At 74.0% G+C, this 14,597-nt stretch carries 14 protein-coding genes and 2 tRNA genes; 3 read left to right on the forward strand and 13 right to left on the reverse strand.

Annotated elements, in window-relative coordinates; translation table 11 throughout:
• Window positions 1–23: 23 nt before the first annotated feature.
• The 8 genes from D1350_RS12950 to D1350_RS12980 all read right to left on the reverse strand — a co-directional run bounded on the left by D1350_RS12950 (window position 24) and on the right by D1350_RS12980 (window position 7,448).
• A complete protein-coding gene (locus D1350_RS12950; RefSeq protein ID WP_164545163.1) occupies window positions 24–1,193 on the reverse strand; it encodes an adenylosuccinate synthetase in 1,170 nt (389 codons plus the stop codon).
• Window positions 1,190–2,125 carry a hypothetical protein gene (locus tag D1350_RS23765; protein ID WP_164545164.1) on the reverse strand — a complete coding sequence of 312 codons (936 nt, stop codon included), beginning with the start codon at window positions 2,123–2,125 and terminating at the stop codon, window positions 1,190–1,192. Before D1350_RS23765 ends, D1350_RS12950 begins: the two co-directional genes overlap by 4 nt.
• A gap of 96 nt (window positions 2,126–2,221) precedes the next feature.
• On the reverse strand, window positions 2,222–3,085 hold the full coding sequence (locus D1350_RS12955) for a hypothetical protein (RefSeq protein ID WP_125776455.1): 864 nt from the start codon (window positions 3,083–3,085) through the stop codon (window positions 2,222–2,224).
• Window positions 3,082–3,819: an NUDIX hydrolase gene (locus D1350_RS12960; protein WP_125776456.1), complete on the reverse strand. Its 738-nt coding sequence runs from the start codon at window positions 3,817–3,819 to the stop codon at window positions 3,082–3,084. Before D1350_RS12960 ends, D1350_RS12955 begins: the two co-directional genes overlap by 4 nt.
• Window positions 3,820–3,865: 46 nt before the next feature.
• Entirely contained in the window at window positions 3,866–5,074 is a 1,209-nt protein-coding gene (locus tag D1350_RS12965; protein WP_125776457.1) for an MFS transporter, read from the reverse strand.
• Window positions 5,075–5,116: 42 nt separating this feature from the next.
• Entirely contained in the window at window positions 5,117–7,300 is a 2,184-nt protein-coding gene (locus D1350_RS12970; RefSeq protein ID WP_125776458.1) for a hypothetical protein, read from the reverse strand.
• A gap of 1 nt (window position 7,301) precedes the next feature.
• Window positions 7,302–7,372 (reverse strand) — tRNA-Glu (locus D1350_RS12975).
• Window position 7,373: 1 nt separating this feature from the next.
• Window positions 7,374–7,448: transfer RNA gene (locus tag D1350_RS12980), tRNA-Arg, on the reverse strand.
• A gap of 158 nt (window positions 7,449–7,606) precedes the next feature.
• On the opposite strand from D1350_RS12980, the gene D1350_RS12985 reads away from it, so the two are divergent.
• The 3 genes from D1350_RS12985 (at window position 7,607) to D1350_RS23770 (ending at window position 9,432) form a co-directional block, all read left to right on the forward strand.
• A complete protein-coding gene (locus D1350_RS12985) occupies window positions 7,607–8,773 on the forward strand; it encodes an aminotransferase class I/II-fold pyridoxal phosphate-dependent enzyme (protein WP_125776459.1) in 1,167 nt (388 codons plus the stop codon).
• A gap of 27 nt (window positions 8,774–8,800) precedes the next feature.
• Window positions 8,801–9,130, forward strand: coding sequence for a divalent-cation tolerance protein CutA (cutA, locus tag D1350_RS12990; RefSeq protein ID WP_125776460.1), 330 nt, complete (start codon window positions 8,801–8,803; stop codon window positions 9,128–9,130).
• A gap of 68 nt (window positions 9,131–9,198) precedes the next feature.
• Window positions 9,199–9,432 carry an EF-hand domain-containing protein gene (locus D1350_RS23770; protein ID WP_164545165.1) on the forward strand — a complete coding sequence of 78 codons (234 nt, stop codon included), beginning with the start codon at window positions 9,199–9,201 and terminating at the stop codon, window positions 9,430–9,432.
• 67 nt (window positions 9,433–9,499) lie between these two features.
• On the opposite strand, the gene D1350_RS13000 is transcribed toward D1350_RS23770, so the two are convergent.
• The 5 genes from D1350_RS13000 to D1350_RS13020 are packed head-to-tail and all read right to left on the reverse strand — an operon-like array spanning window position 9,500 to window position 14,593.
• Window positions 9,500–10,105, reverse strand: coding sequence for a TetR/AcrR family transcriptional regulator (locus D1350_RS13000; RefSeq protein WP_125776462.1), 606 nt, complete (start codon window positions 10,103–10,105; stop codon window positions 9,500–9,502).
• On the reverse strand, window positions 10,102–10,899 hold the full coding sequence (locus tag D1350_RS13005) for a 4'-phosphopantetheinyl transferase family protein (protein WP_125776463.1): 798 nt from the start codon (window positions 10,897–10,899) through the stop codon (window positions 10,102–10,104). The genes D1350_RS13000 and D1350_RS13005 overlap by 4 nt, the downstream gene beginning before the upstream one ends.
• Complete coding sequence (locus D1350_RS13010; RefSeq protein ID WP_125776464.1) at window positions 10,892–11,806, reverse strand: SDR family NAD(P)-dependent oxidoreductase; 915 nt, start codon at window positions 11,804–11,806, stop codon at window positions 10,892–10,894. Before D1350_RS13010 ends, D1350_RS13005 begins: the two co-directional genes overlap by 8 nt.
• 40 nt (window positions 11,807–11,846) lie before the next feature.
• Complete coding sequence (locus D1350_RS13015) at window positions 11,847–13,397, reverse strand: GMC family oxidoreductase N-terminal domain-containing protein (RefSeq protein ID WP_125776465.1); 1,551 nt, start codon at window positions 13,395–13,397, stop codon at window positions 11,847–11,849.
• Window positions 13,397–14,593: a cytochrome P450 gene (locus tag D1350_RS13020; protein ID WP_125776466.1), complete on the reverse strand. Its 1,197-nt coding sequence runs from the start codon at window positions 14,591–14,593 to the stop codon at window positions 13,397–13,399. Before D1350_RS13020 ends, D1350_RS13015 begins: the two co-directional genes overlap by 1 nt.
• Window positions 14,594–14,597: the final 4 nt, after the last annotated feature.

A 14,597-nucleotide genomic window follows, 5' to 3' on the forward strand; every position in this document is an offset into this window, starting at 1 on the left:
CACGTCGCTGACCTGGCGAGAGGTCACAATACGGGCGCCGCCCGGTGACGGCCAGCCCGGTCGATGGGGAGGTCTCCCCATGCCCGGCGGTCCTCCCTCGCCGGCCCCCGCCCCACCAGGGCCACCGGCCCGAACGCGTCCAGCGGCAGCCTGCCGCCGGTCGTGACGAACCCGTCGAACACGTCGGCGTGGGACACGGCCAGCACGTCGGCCATCGTCTGGTCGACGGCGGCACGGAGCAGGTCCGCGTCGATCGCGCCGGTGCGGAACACCCCCGCGAAGGTGTCGTCGCCGTTGTGGGGCTCGGCCGGCCGGGACGGGAGGGCGCCCTCGCCAGGCAGCGGCCCGGCCCCGTGCCGGGTGGCGTAGGTGCGCGTACAGCCGACGGTCCGCACCCGCTCGATCCCGGCCGAACGCGCCAGCTCTCCCGCGTTGGCCGGAGTCGTCGTGGACCACGTGGTGTGCGGCTGGAAACCGAAGCTCTCGTCGAGCCAGAAGCCCTGCGCGCCCTCGAACACCGTGTGCCCGGTCCGCAGCTCGTCGAGCAGGCGGTCCCGGTCCACCAGCGTGAACGCCGCCGCCGCCTCGCACTGCGACCGGGCCGCGGCGGCGGCCCGGTCGGTGCTCGCCCAGGTGGGGTCGAGCACGCCGTCGGCCACCAGGGTCTCGGCCACGGCGACGGCCTTGGCCACGTGCTCGGCGGGACGGGCGAGGTCGGCGGCGCGCGGGGCGTCGTCGGGCAGGGCGAGGGCGAAGGCGACCGTCTCGCCGAAGCCCGTCCCGGTGGAACCGTGCCGGGCCGCTCCGCGGCCCGCTTCGCGTGCGTGGTTCGCGGCCACGTGCGCCGCCGTCGTGACGAGGCACCCGCCGTCCACGTACAGGACCGGGGCGAGCCCGAGGCGCACGAGGGCCGCCCGCTCGGCCGCGGCCGCCGTCGGCTCCACCGTGCAGTAGCCGGCCACCCAGGTGGGGGCGCCCGAGAACGAGCCCGACCCGAAGGACGCGAACGTGTGGTGCCGGCCGCCCACGACCACGTTGTGCGCGGCCTGCTGCCCGCCGTTGAACCGGACCACGCGGTCCGCGCCGGACGCGGCGACGAGGGCGTCGACCGCGGCGCCCTTGCCCTCGTCGCCGAACCCGAGGCCCACCACCACGTCGGCGGTGGCGGGCCTCGACAGGTCCCGCACCGTCACCGCAGGCCTACCGCGGGGCGACGGGCCGCGAGGCTGGTCCCGACCCGGAGCGCGACCTCCCGGCCGACGGCGGCGGTGAGGTCGTCGGTGATGGTGGCGAGGTCCTTGCCCTCCTCGAAGCCGACGATCGCGGCGATCGTCTCCGCGATGGCGTTCGGGTCCTGCACGATCGTCAGCGCGTCGGGGCCGAACAGCCCCTCGTAGAACTCCTGGGAACGCTGCTGCAGGGCCGTCCCGTTGTTGATGAGCAGCACGCGCACGTTCCAGGTGCGGCAGACGTCCGCGGCGATGGTGGCGAAGTCCAGCCCGCCCAGCGGCTGCGGGTCGCCCACGAACCGGCGCACGTGCTCGGGCGTGATCGGCACCTGCTTCTCGTCCGCGACGAGGAAGACGTAGCCCTTCCGTCCGCGCTTCTCCCAGGCGTCGGTCACCGTGTGGTGGGCCAGGTAGTAGAGCAGGAGGTTGCTGGTCTCGCCGTTGTTCCCGCCGCCGCCACCCTCGAGGAGCAGCCGGTCGAGGTTCTCGTCGATCCGGTTGTCCGACTCGAACTGGCTCACCTGCAGCGGCACCCGGTCGCACGTGGCGTCGCCGTAGGTGGCGACGGCGACCTGGGGGTCGGTGGCGTAGCCCTTGTCGACCAGCAGGCCGAACAGCGTCGCCAGCTTCTGCTGCGCCACGCGCGGCACCGAGCCCATGGACCCCGTCGAGTCGAACCCGACCACGATCGGCACGGACCTGGGGTGCTCGTCGCTGTCGCGCGACTCACGGACGTTCTTGCCGCCGCTGCCGAGCCGCGTCGGGTCGAGGTCCGGGTGGGCCTCGAGCCTGCCCGAACGGCGGGCCGCCCGGTCGTAGCCGAACGTCGCCCCGGACGCGGCGCGGGCGCCCGTCACGGCGTCGTAGGTGTCCTTGCTCCAGCTTCCGCCACCCATCGCCTTCTCCCTCCGTGCCCGACGGCGGCCATCCCGCCTGGGCGCTCATTCTCACCTTTTATGTGGTCGTAATGACCATACCACGCCTCGGTGGCCTCACAGCGAGGGCGACGAAGGCTCGGGCAGCGGGTGCCACACCGGCGCGCCATAGAGGCTCCGGGCGGCGTCGTCGACGTCGCGCAGCAGGTCGGCGGGCAGGCCGTGGCCCGTCGCATGGCGGCGCAGCACGGCGGCGAGGGGCTCGTCGACGTCGGCGACCTCCAGGACTGTCGCGGCCGCCTGCGCGACGGCGAGGCAGGGGTCGGCGCGAGCGCCACCGAGCCATCGCGGCGGGGTCGCCGCCACCGGCGCGACGGCGAGCCGGTCCCCCACCCGGACCGCCGACCACCAGCCGTCCAGGCGCAGACCGTGCTCCTCGGGGCACAGCACCACGGTCCCCGGGTGGATGTCGCCGTGCACCCAGCCCACCTCGGCGGCCTGCTCGATCGCCGCCGCGAGGCGCTTGACCACCCACACGGCGGTGCGGGAGCCGAGCCGGCCGACGTCGGCCAGGAACCACCAGCGGGCCGGGCCGCCGTCGTCGTAGGTGGCGAGCCGGGAGCCGGGGCGCGGAGCCCCGGGCACCGGGGCCGTCCGCGTGAAGAACCTCGGGTGGCGGCAACGGGCAAGGTCGGCGTGGGCGAGGTCCGCGACGTCGGCCAGGTCCTCGAACCCCGGTACCGGGGTCCAGACGAGGCGGCCGGGGCCGTGGCGACGGGCCGTAGCGAGCCGCAGGACGACGTCGGGCCCGTCGTAGAGGTGGGTGACGTGGGCGAAGGCGGCGCCGGCGAGCGGGTCCGCGCACAGGTCGGGGTGCAGCGTCCGGCGCAGCGCGCGCAGCCCTTCGCGGGTGCGCGGCACGCCCAGCGCCGTCCAGGTGGCGGCGCCCAGGACCGCGGCCGGCGTGAGCGGCGGGGTCACCGGTCGCCCCGCGCCGTGCGGGACGGGCGCCGGAACGGCGGGACGATCTCGTCCGCCTCCCCCGCCCGGTAGAGCTGCGCACGCGGGCCGGGCACGCCGACCCGGACCTCGTCGACAGGCTCGACAAAACCCGGGGCGGCCAGCACCTTGCGGCGGAAGTTCTGCAGGTCGAGGGCCTCGCCCCACACCGCGGCGTAGACCGCGCGCAGCTCGCCGAGCGTGAAGACGCGCGGCAGGAACGACGTCGCCAGGGTCGTGTACTCGAGCCGCGACCGGATGCGCTCGACGGCGTCGGACAGGATCTCGGCGTGGTCGAACGCGAGGTCGATCTCGCCGTCGGTCACGTCGTCGACCGCCCACCAGCGGGCGCCGGCCGCGTCGCTGCCCGCCACGGGGTCCGGGAGGTCCGGGGCGAGGGCGACGTAGGCGACGGAGACGACGCGCATGCGGGGGTCACGCCCCGGGGCGGAGTAGGTGCGCAGCTGCTCGAGGTGCACGGGCGTCGCCAGGCCGATGCCGGTCTCCTCCACGAGCTCTCGGCGCGCGGCGGTGCCGGCGTCCTCGTCCGGCTGGACGAAGCCGCCCGGGAGCGCCCACGCGCCGCGGAACGGCTCCTCGCCGCGCTCGACCAGCAGGACGTGGACGCGGCCGCCGCGCAGGGTGGTGATCACGAGGTCGACCGTGACCGCCACGGGCGGATAGGCGTGCGGGTCGTACTCGGTGGGTTCGTCCATGGCAGGTCGCTCCTCGCTACCAGTCGATAGGGTCATAGTGACCCTATCAGGGCCGGAGGCGTTCCCGCCGGACGCGGTCCGCCTTGCCCGTCCAGTAGCCCACCCAGACCGCCCCGGCCAGCGCGAGGACCCCGAGCACCACCGGCGCCGCCGCCAGCGGCGCGACCGCCGCGACCGCGGTCACCAGGAGCGGGCCGCCGGTGTTCCCGAGGTCGCCGCAGAGCCGCCAGCCGCCGAGGAACTGCGCCCGGCCCTCGACCGGCGCGACGTCGGCGCCGAGGGTCATCACGATCCCCGAGCCGAGGCCGTTGCCGAACGCGATCAGGGCCATGACCGCGCCGACGCCGAGGGCCGAGTCCGTCAGCGGCAGGAGGAGGCACCCGATCCCGACGGCGAGCACCACCGGCACCGCCACGACCTGCCGCCCCCGCGTGTCCAGCAGCCAGCCGCCCGGGAGGGTGAGCAGGATGTCGATCGAAGCGGCGATCGCGAAGAGCAGCGAGACCACGGCCGCGTCGAGCCCGACGTGGTCGGCCCACAGCGGCAGCAGCCCCGTGCGGACCGACCGCGACGCGGCGATCACGATCACGGCGACCCCCAGCGTGAGCAGCGTGCGCCGGTACCGGAGCAGCACCGTGTGCACCCGGGCCGGCGTGGTCCCGCGCTCCCGGCGGCCGAAGTCCGGCATCCGGATCACGATCAGGGCGGACACGACCGCCGAGCACGCCGCGAGCAGGAACACGGCCCGCAGCCCGGACAGGTGGATCAGGGCCGCCCCCAGGAGCGGGCCGAAGAGCAGGCCGACCCGCATCGACCCACCCAGCAGGGCCATGCCGCGAGCGCGGTGGCTCACCGGGACCGCGTCGATCAGGAAACCCTGCCGGGCCAGCAGGAACGCCGACCAGCTCGCGCCGCTGACCACGACGGCCACGCCCAGCGGCCAGACGGCAGGGGCGAGGAACGCGGCGACCATCGCGACTGCGTCGACGAGCCCGGCGACCATCAGGGTGCGGCGCTCCCCGAACCGGGCCACCACCGCCCCGGCCGGGAGCGAGCCGGCCAGGGCGCCGACGCCCATGAGCGCGACCACGAGCGCCGCCACCGGCACGCTCGCCCCGAGGTCGACCGCCTGGATCGCGAGCACGGGCATCACCGCGCCGTGCCCCACCGAGCTCACGACCGACGGCGCGTAGGCGACGACGGCGATGTCCCGGAAGCGGAACTCTCCCGTGCGCGCTGGTCCTGGTCCCGTCATGCCGCCAGGGTGCCAGATGGTTCGCCGTGGCAAGCGTCTGGTTCAGCCCAGCAGCGGGTGCGGACCGTTCGACCAGCCCAGCAGCGGCCGGACCGGCGTCGTACCGTCGTACGCCGCGCACAGGTCGTCGACAGCCCTCGCGAGGGCGCCGGGCAGCCCAGCGGGCTCCCGCCCGGTCGCCGCCAGGTCCCGTAGCAGCCGGCGCCCCGCCTCGGGAGACAGGAGCGCCGCGAACCACACCACGTGCCGCCATGCCAGCCCGGCCGCGCGGGCGCGGCTCATGGCGAGGTACCGCCGGCTCTCGCCCGCGCGGGTCGCGTCCCGGGCGAGCCGGACGACGTCGGCGAACGCACCCCTCACCGCCGCCTCCGGGTCCACCACGACGCCGAGAGCCGCGAGCGACGCCAGGTTGTGGCTCGTCAGGAGCTGGCTCTGCTCGATGACCATGCCGTTGCGCGACACGGACCAGCGGGACGGCCCCGACCCGGCGGCCCGGGCGCGGCGGCGGCAGAGCGTCGCGAACGCCGTGCGGTCGTCGCCGCGCGGAGCGAGACGGCGCAGGTCGTCGGCGAGCCCGTAGTAGGCCAGGTACGCGGGGCCGGCGTGGTCGGCGACGTGCCTCGACGCCCGCACGAACCGCGCGGAGAACGCGTCCTGGAAGATGTCGGCCGCCAGCTCCGGGACCAGTGGCACGTCGAGGCCCGCCTGCGTGACCAGGGCCTCGAGCTCCACGAGCAGCGGGTTGGGCAGGGGCGTCCCCGGGAACCACTCCAGGTACAGGCCGCCCACCCTCCGCAGGGCGTCGGCGGCCGAGTCCCGCGCGCCGTCGTCGACGCGCCGGTGCCCGTCCACCGCCGCGACCCAGGGCAGCTCGGTCATCCGCACCTGTGCGCTGAGGTCGGTCAGCAGCAGCGAGCGCCGCTCGCGGAACGCCCGGTACGTCCGGGCCATCAGAGCACCGAGGGCAGGGTCCGGGTAGGTCGCAGCATGCTGCGCGCCGACCAGCTGCGGCGCCAGCTCGGCCAGCACCTCCGCCGACGGGACGGCACCCGACCGGTGCAGCTCCTCGACGGTGGCCTGGCGGGCCAGGCCCACGGCGCGCACCACCGAGTCCGGCACGGGCGTGCCGGCGGGCACGGCAGCGTTCGCCTCCGGCACTCCGACCGGTCCGACGACGGCCGCGGGGTCGCCGAGGCCTCGCCGCGTCGCGTCGGCGTCGAGCCGCGTGGCCACCACGTGCGCGACCGCCGCGTGCGAGGGTGCCGCGACCGCCACCCGGTGAGCCGCGCGCTCGCGGGCCAGCTCGTCCGACGTCGGCAGCCCCCGCTTGCGGACCATGCTGCGCGCCGCGTGCGCGGCGCGCGCCAGGTCTGCCGGTGCGAGGACGCGGTCGGTGGCCGCGCGGGTCGTGGCCTCGACGAGGACGCCGAGGTTCGTCTTGCGGCTGGTGTGCGAGGTGCACCTCGTGTGCTGCGCGGCGAGCGCGCGGTAGCGGCTCGCCGCCCGGGTGAGGGCCGTGGCGTCCGGCAGGGCCGGCCCGTCGGCCCGGTCCACGGCGGGCCACCACAGCGCGAGCAGCTCGTCCGCGAACGGGGCCCAGACCGTGAGCGCCTCACGCTGCGCCTCGACGCGCGCGTTCGCCGTCCGGGACACCAGCGCGGACCGTGTCGCGGCCTCCGACCGGCGGAAGACGAGGTCCGCGGGCGCCTCGTCGTGCGAGGTCGCCGCCGGGTAGAACCGCAGGCGGTCCATGAACGCTCCGACCTGCGAGAGGAGCGCCAGCGCCTCGTCGTGGTCCCCCGCGCGGACGAGCCACGCGACCACGAGCAGCACCGCGTTCTCGGGGTGAGCGAGCGTGTAGCGCCCGTCGTCGAGCATCGCATCGAGGCAGGCCCGGCCGTCGTCGGTCAGGTGCCAGGCGTTGAGCGCCTCGCGGGTGCGCGGCAGACCCAGGTCGCGGGCGAGGTCCCGCTCGTCGTCGGCCAGGCGACCGCCCGCCGCGGGCGCCCCGGACGCGAAGCCGCCGTGCAGCACGTCGAGCGTCACCCAGGCGGGAAGGCCGCCGACCGGCGTCCGCACGCCGGTCCTGATGGCTCCGCTCAGCACGCCCACGACGTGGCTCACCCAGGCTTGCGCACGCCGGTCGGCCCGCTCCCGCGTGGCGGGGTCGGTGTGCGTGGCGGCGGTCTGCGCCGCGGCGAGGAGCTGACGCTCGACGTAGGACATGCCGACGTGGCAGGTTCCGAACCTGCGCCCTCCGGGTTGAGAGCCCGGCGCTCTTCTCTGAGCTACACGTCGATGGCCGGCGTGGCGAGCGTCGAGCTCGCGCCCTCCCGGTCCGAAGCCGGGTGTTCTTCGTCTGAACTACACGCCGTCGTGTCGCACAACGTACCGGGCCACCGGTCGCCGGGTCGAACCGTTTTCCCCTGGTCCCGCCATCCCCGGGGTGACGAAGGCCTGGTACCCCTGGTCTTCGGGGAGCATCATGAGGAGCGTCGGGACGCGCCGGCGTCCCGCGGGAGGAGTCCGGGCATGGAGCTGTCGCAGCGCGCACACGCAGCACGGGACGCGATCGAGCCCGTCACCTCGTTCTTCCTCTCGTTGCGCGCGATGGACGGGCAACCCGACGTCGTCGACCTGACGTTCGGCGACCCGCACGAGATGCCGCTGCCCGCCCTCGTCGACGCCCTGCGGGCGAACCTCGAGCCGCGCTCCGAGGACTGGTTCGCCTACAAGACCAGCCTCGCCCCCGCTCGGGAGGCGGTCGCCACCGGCCTGCAGGGCGAGCTCGGCCTCCCGTTCGAACCGGACGACGTCGCCATGACCCAGGGCGCGTTCGGTGCCATCGCGCTCGCGTTCCGGCTGGTCGCCGACGCGGGCGACGAGGTCGTGATCCCCGAGCCGGGCTGGTTCTACGCCCCGATGCTCCGCGCGGCCGACCTGATCCCCGTCAAGGCGCCGCTCGCCGCCGACACCTTCGACCTGGACGTCGAGGCCATCGAGCGCGCGATCACGTCGCGCACGCGCATCGTCGTCGTGAACTCCCCCGCCAACCCCACCGGCCGGGTCTACGCGAAGGACCGGCTGGTCGAGCTCGCGGCAGTGCTCGAAGCCGCCTCTGCGCGCAACGGCCGCCGGATCTGGTTGCTGTCCGACGAGCCGTACCGGCGCATCCGCTTCGACGGCGTCGGCTTCACGAGCCCGGCCGTCTGCTATCCGTGGACCCTCGTCGACTACAGCTACGGGAAGGTGCTGCTCGCACCCGGCCAGCGCCTCGGCTACCTCGCGATGTCGCCCCTGATCCCCCGGGCGGTGCGCGACGAGCTGCGCGCCGCCATGCTCCCGCTGCAGATGGGGATGGGGTGGGGATTCCCCGACGCCCTCATGCAGTACGCGGTGCCCGCCCTGGAGACGGTCTCGCTCGACCTCACCGAGCTCCAGCGACGACGCGACCGGATGGTGCAGGCGCTCGGCGAGGCGGGCTATGCGCTCACCGTTCCGGAGGCCACGTTCTACCTGTGGGGTGCCGCGCCGGGCGGCGACGCGGTCGCCTTCGTCGCCGCGCTCGCCGAGCGCGGCGTGTTCGTGCTGCCCGGGACCGTCTTCGACCGCCCCGGGCACTTCCGCATCAGCCTGACCGCCACCAGCGCGATGCTCGAGAAGGCACTGCCGGCTCTGCGTGAGCTCGGTCCCGCCTGAGTGGCTCACCCGGCCTACGCTGGCCCGATGGAAGCCCTATTGGTGCAGGTGGCGACGACGTTCGACGACGAGGCCGCCGCCCTGGAGGTCGCCGACGGCGCCGTCCGGGCGCGGCTCGCCGCGTGCGCGCAGCTCGAGGGACCGATCACGTCGGTCTACCGGTGGAAGGGCGAGGTCCAGCGAGAGCGTGAGTGGCGGCTGGTCCTCAAGACCCGCCCCGAGCTCGCCGAGGCGCTGGTGCTCCATCTCCGTGCGCTGCACACGTACGACGTGCCCGAGATCGTGGTCACCCCGATCGTCGGCGGGAACGCCGAATACCTCGCGTGGGCAGCGGGCGAGGTGGACACGACGGCGTAGCGGACCCCCGCGGCCACGCCGTCGTGGCACCATGGGCCCGCCCCGCAACCGACCCCAGGAGGTCCGAAGTGCCCGATCGTCCGTCCGCCCCCGACAGCGACGCCGCCGAGCTCGCGGCGACCTTCGACGAGTTCGACTCCGACAACGACGGCCTCATCACGGCCGCCGAGTTCCGCCTCGCGATGGAGGGCCGCGGCGAGACCGTCACGGACGCGGAGCTGGACCAGATCTTCGTGGCCGCCGACCACGACGGGGACGGCGCCATCGGCCTCCCCGAGTTCACCAAGGCCTGGTACGCCTGACCCCGGCGGAAGGCCCCCGGCCTCCAGGCCGGGGGCCTTCCTGCGTCGGGGGCCGGCGCCTGAGGGGTCAGGGAGCGGCCGGGTCGACCGCCGGCGACGCGAACCGGAACACCTGGTCGGGTGCTATCGCCAGGTACGACTCGACCAGCACCACGGCGTCCATCGGGCGCCGGTCCCGGCCGAGGAGGTGGCCGGTCTGCTCGAGCACCGCCACGCCGTGGGCGAACGCCCGGATCGCCGCGGCCATGCTCCACAGGTCGCCCGGTGGCAGGGCGCCCTCCGTCTGGCTGCGGTGGACGAGCTCGACCAGGAGCTCGTTGGCGCGACCCGCGGCCTGCTGCAGCTCGTCGCTCTCCTCCTGCCAGCGACCGAAGACCAGCCGGAACCTCTCCGGCCTGGTGCGGGCCCACCGGACGTAGTGCAGCATCGCCTGCCGGAGCACCTCGGCCGCCGGGCGCCCCGCGCGGAGCAACGCCTCGACGTCGACGACGAGCTGCCGCAGCTCCTCCGCCGCGACGGTGGCCAGCAGGCCGGACTTGCTCGTGAAGTGGCGGTAGGGCGCGGTGCGGGAGACCCCTGTCCGGCGGCCCACCTCGCGGAGCGTCACGTTCTCCGGGCCACCCTCGTCCAGCAGCTCGGTCGCAGCGATGACAAGGTCGTCGCGAAGGCTCATGACCACTCCAGTTCCCGGGGGCCGGAATCGGCCTGTTCCTCCAACGCATCAACGGGCTCCCGGACGACGAGCCCCCAGGCGCGACCAGCGGTGCTGGTGGTCCGCCACTCGTTCGTGAGACGCAGCCGTGCCGTCCTGCGGCAGAGCGTGGCGAGTGAGACTACTACATCGTCAAGGACGCGGGTGACCCCCGTCATCGCCGGCAGGCTGCTGAAACGCACCTCGAACGTGTCCCTCCCGACCTGCTCGACGGCTTCGACGTCCAGGACCCCGGGCGCGACGACCAGTCCGGTCCGGAGGGCCTTGCCGGCGGCCTCCCGCACCGTCCAGAGCAGGAGGGCCGCCGTCCTCGGGACGAGGCCGGCACGCTCGGCCACAGCCAGCTGGCCCGGCGACGCCGCACGCATCGCCGGGCCCTCGGACCCGCTCCACCGAGGCTCGAGGTCGACCCCGAGCGGCCGGCCCCGCTCGGACGCCACCGCGGCGGCCCAGCCCGGGCAGTGTGCGATCGACACCTCGGCCACGTCCGCGTCGTCGAGGGTCGCCAGGGGTTGCCCCAGGGGTCCCCGGAGCACCTCGGCCCGCAGGTGGACCGCCTGCGGCAACCAGAGAGCCAGGGCCTCGTGCGCGCTCGTCCGTCCCATCCGGTAGGACTCGTACCGGTCGGGACTCATCCGCGCCCGAAGCTCCTCGGACTCGGCTCGCTCGCGCGCGCCGCGGGGCGGGGTCCCCGCCGTACGGTCGTCCGTGACGACGAGGACCCCCGCGAGCGCCGGCCCGTACCGGTCAGGCACCGACCGGCTCTATCCCCGCCACCTCCACACAGGTGTCCCAGATCTCAGCGCCCAGGCCCTCCCGGTAGCTGAGCGACGAGCTCTGCTGGGCACGCCGGGCGCCCACGTACTGCCCCATGAGCCCTTCGGCGTCCGCAGAGCTGGCCAGCCACGCCAGGTCGTCGGCGGACTCCTGCACCGTCTTGGCCCCCGGCAGCCGGACGAGCAGCGGGGTGAGAGCGGAATAGATCGCGCGGACCGCCGGGTGGTACTCCCGCGCCAGCCCGGTCGCCGGCATCAGGCCCGGATCGAAGCTCACCGCACGGACGCCGCGGTCCTTCCACCGCCGGTCGATCTCGTACGCCAGGACGATGCAGGCGAGCTTCGACGTCGAGTACCGCACCTGGCCGGCGCTCGATCCCGTGGGGGCGTCCGCCGGCGGGTGCAGGAGGGTCGTCATGTCGGGCCACCGCGCGGCGGGGAACCCGAAGGCCTTCAGCCCTCCACGGTGCGTCTCGCTGCCGAGCGTCACGACCCGCGACCCGGGCCTGAGGTGGTCGAGGAGCGGTGCGAGCAGGGCGACGTGCCCCAGGACGTTGGTCGCCATGGTGAGCTCGAACCCGTCCACCGACCGCTGGATGCCGTCCACCACCTGCAGGCCGGCGTTGCAGACGATCGTCCGGGGGAACTCCATGTCCCGGATCAGGTCCTCCGCGAGCGACCGCACGCTCGACAGGTCGGAGAGGTCGGCGCCGCGTACCGAGACGGGTACGCCGGGGAACGCCTCGCGGAGCGAGGACGCGAGCTTCTCCCCGCGGTCCACGTCCCGGACGACCAGCATCAGCGGGTTGCCCTCTCGCGCCAGCGCGAAGGCGGTGGCCCTGCCGAGGCCTGCGGTGGCACCTGTGATGAGGATCGGGTCGGTCATTGCGGTGTTCCCTTCGTCGTGGTCCGTACTTCATTGCCCGTCATCGTCCGAGCACCCCCTGCTCCAACGCGGTGGTCACACAGCGGTCCGCCAGTGCGGTGATGGTGAGGGCCGGCGGGACTCCGCCCGTCGAACCCGGGATGAGGCTCGAGTCCATCACGAAGAGCCCGCTGACGCCCTTCACCTGGCCGGCGTGGTCGGTAAGGTCCGAGAGGACCACCCCACCGAGAGAGTGGGAGGTCATCAGCTGGGTGGTGAGCCAGGCGCTCCGGTCAGGCACCGCGGCGTCGATCCGGTCCACCATCTCGTACATGGCCTGCCGTGCCGCGAGGACACCGGGGTCCAGCTGGTTCCAGACGGGCACGATGCCTCCGGAGAAGCTCCGGATCAGACGGCCCACGGGTGGGACGTGCCCGACCGCCAGGGACTCGCGCACCACGGCGTCGACGAGCGAGACGCCGAGGGGGAAGTTCAGCAGGGAGACGGGCAGGCCGGAGGCCGCGCGGTAGCGGCCCACGATGTGCGCGGGCCCGCCGACGGCCGGCTGCGGGTTGGGCAGGCCGCCGAAGAGCACCATCCCGTCCCCGCCGGTCCCCCAGCCGGTGCCGATGGCGGAGGAGAGCTGCGGGATCGTCCCCTCGGACCGGGCACGGAGGAGGAGCCGGGTGGTGTTGAGCGACCCTGCGGCAAGGATCACCTTGCGCGCGTTCACGATGTACTCGCGCACCGTCGCGCCCGACGTGTCGAGCTCCTGGACCGTGATCTGGAACCCCGTCGCCGTCTTGTGGAGGGCAGCGACCGACGACAGCTCGCGGACGGTCGTCCGCCCGGTCCGCTCCGCCTGGGCCAGGATCGTGCGGTCGACGCTGAGCTTGGCCCCGCTGTTGACCCCGAAGATGCACTGACCGTCGATGAGCGACGACGGGGCGGTACCGGCGATCTCCTGCCGGACCACCGACCAGTCCACGGCGATGTCGGGCCGGACGGCCTCGATGCCGGCCGCCGTGAGCTCGGACTCCGTCTGCCGGGCGTTCGCGTACGCGGCGCTCGCCAGGACGTCGTCGGGGATCGGGCTCGCGCCGATCAGGGCGCGGGCCCTCGGGTACCAGGTGCCCGCCATGTCCGCGTACGGGAGGCGCTCGCCGAAGGCGCGGCGGAAGTCCGCCTCCTCGGGCTGCATCATCACGGCGTTGTTCACCAGGGACCCGCCGCCCACGCCGGCACCGGCGAGGCAGACGATCCCGGCGCCCGCGACGGCCTGCAGGACGCCCGTGTAGCGGGGGACGGTCCCCTCGAGGACGGGGGACGACGAGCTGAGCCACAGCGCCCGCCCGTCCGGCTGGTCACCGGTGCAGAACGTGTCGCCCGAACCGGTGATCTCCCACCGGCGCCCCCGTTCGAGGACGAGGGACGATACTCCGGCCTGGCTGAGCCGGAGCGCGGCCACGGAGCCGGCGTAGCCGCTGCCGACGACGACCACGTCGGCGTCCTCGGCAGCGGCGGCGGACGTCGGCGCCGCGACGGCCGCTGCCACCGCCGAGGCCGCAGCAGCGGAGAGGAAGGTCCTGCGAGAGATGGCCGGCGTGGGCATCAGGCGTCCTTTGCGACGATGAAGGGCATGTGGGCGTAGCCGTACGATCCCTGGCGCTCGCGCAGGAGCGGCGGGTCCGACGGGTCGGTCTGGAGCCGGTGGACGTGCGGCAGCCACTGCCGGAACGTCTCCTCGGCCATGACGCGGGAGAGGGCGGCTCCCGGGCAGAAGTGGGGTCCGCCGCCGAACGCGAGGTGCTTCTCCTCGGAGGAGCGCCCCAGGCGGAACTCGTCGGGCGCCTCGAAGACGGACTCGTCCCGGTCGGCCGAGCCCAGGAGGACGTGGACGAGAGCCCCGGCGGGGATCCGGACCCCGTGCAGGGTCTGGTCGACGAGGGTCCGGCGCACGGTCCACTGCGTCGGCGAGTACAGACGGAGGTACTCCTCGATGAAGTCCCCGATGCGGGACGGGTCCTCGGTGAGCGCCTCACGCAGGTCGGGACGCTCGCTCAGGAGCAGGATCCCGCCGCCGAGCAGGTTCATGGTGGTCTCGTGGCCCGCGGCGACGAACGACCAGCCGGTCGCGACCAGCTCGTCCTTGGTCAGCTCGCCGGCCAGCTGGCCCTCCACAAGCTTCGACAGGACGTCGTCGGACAGCGCGGTCTCCCGCGCGCGCGCCTGGTCCTCGATGTAGTTGCCGAACTCGACCAGGTCCTCGAAGAAGCCCGGTACCTCGTCGGGGTCCAGGCCCGCGGCGACGGAGAAGAAGTCCATCACGGCCTGCGACCAGCGCCGCAGGTCGCGCCTCCGGTCGAGCGGGATGCCCAGCATGGCGCTGATGACCCGGAGGGGCAGCTCCGTGGAGTAGCCCTCCACGAACTCGACCCTGTCGCTCGTCAGGACCTCGTCGACCAGCTCGCCGACCAGGCCGTTGATCCACTCGGACATCGACCTGATGCGCCGCGCGTTGAGCGCCTGGTTGGTGTAGTGGCGCATCCGGCGGTGGTCCGGCGCGTCCCGGTTCACCATCATCGGGAGGTTCAGATAGTCGTCCTGGCGTACCTGCGAGGAGAAGACCTCGGGGTTCTTCAACGCGGCGTTCACGTCGTGGTAGCGGCTCAGGACGTAGACGTCGTCACCCTCGAACGTGTACTCGGGCAGGAAGTGGACCGGATGGTCCGCCCGTAGCCGCTGGTAGGTGGGGAACGGGTTGGTGCGGTACGTCTTGTCCGCGAGATCGAGGGATCCCGTGTGCATGGTG

It is taken from the genome of Antribacter gilvus (assembly GCF_003946865.1).
Classification (GTDB): domain Bacteria; phylum Actinomycetota; class Actinomycetes; order Actinomycetales; family Cellulomonadaceae; genus Antribacter; species Antribacter gilvus.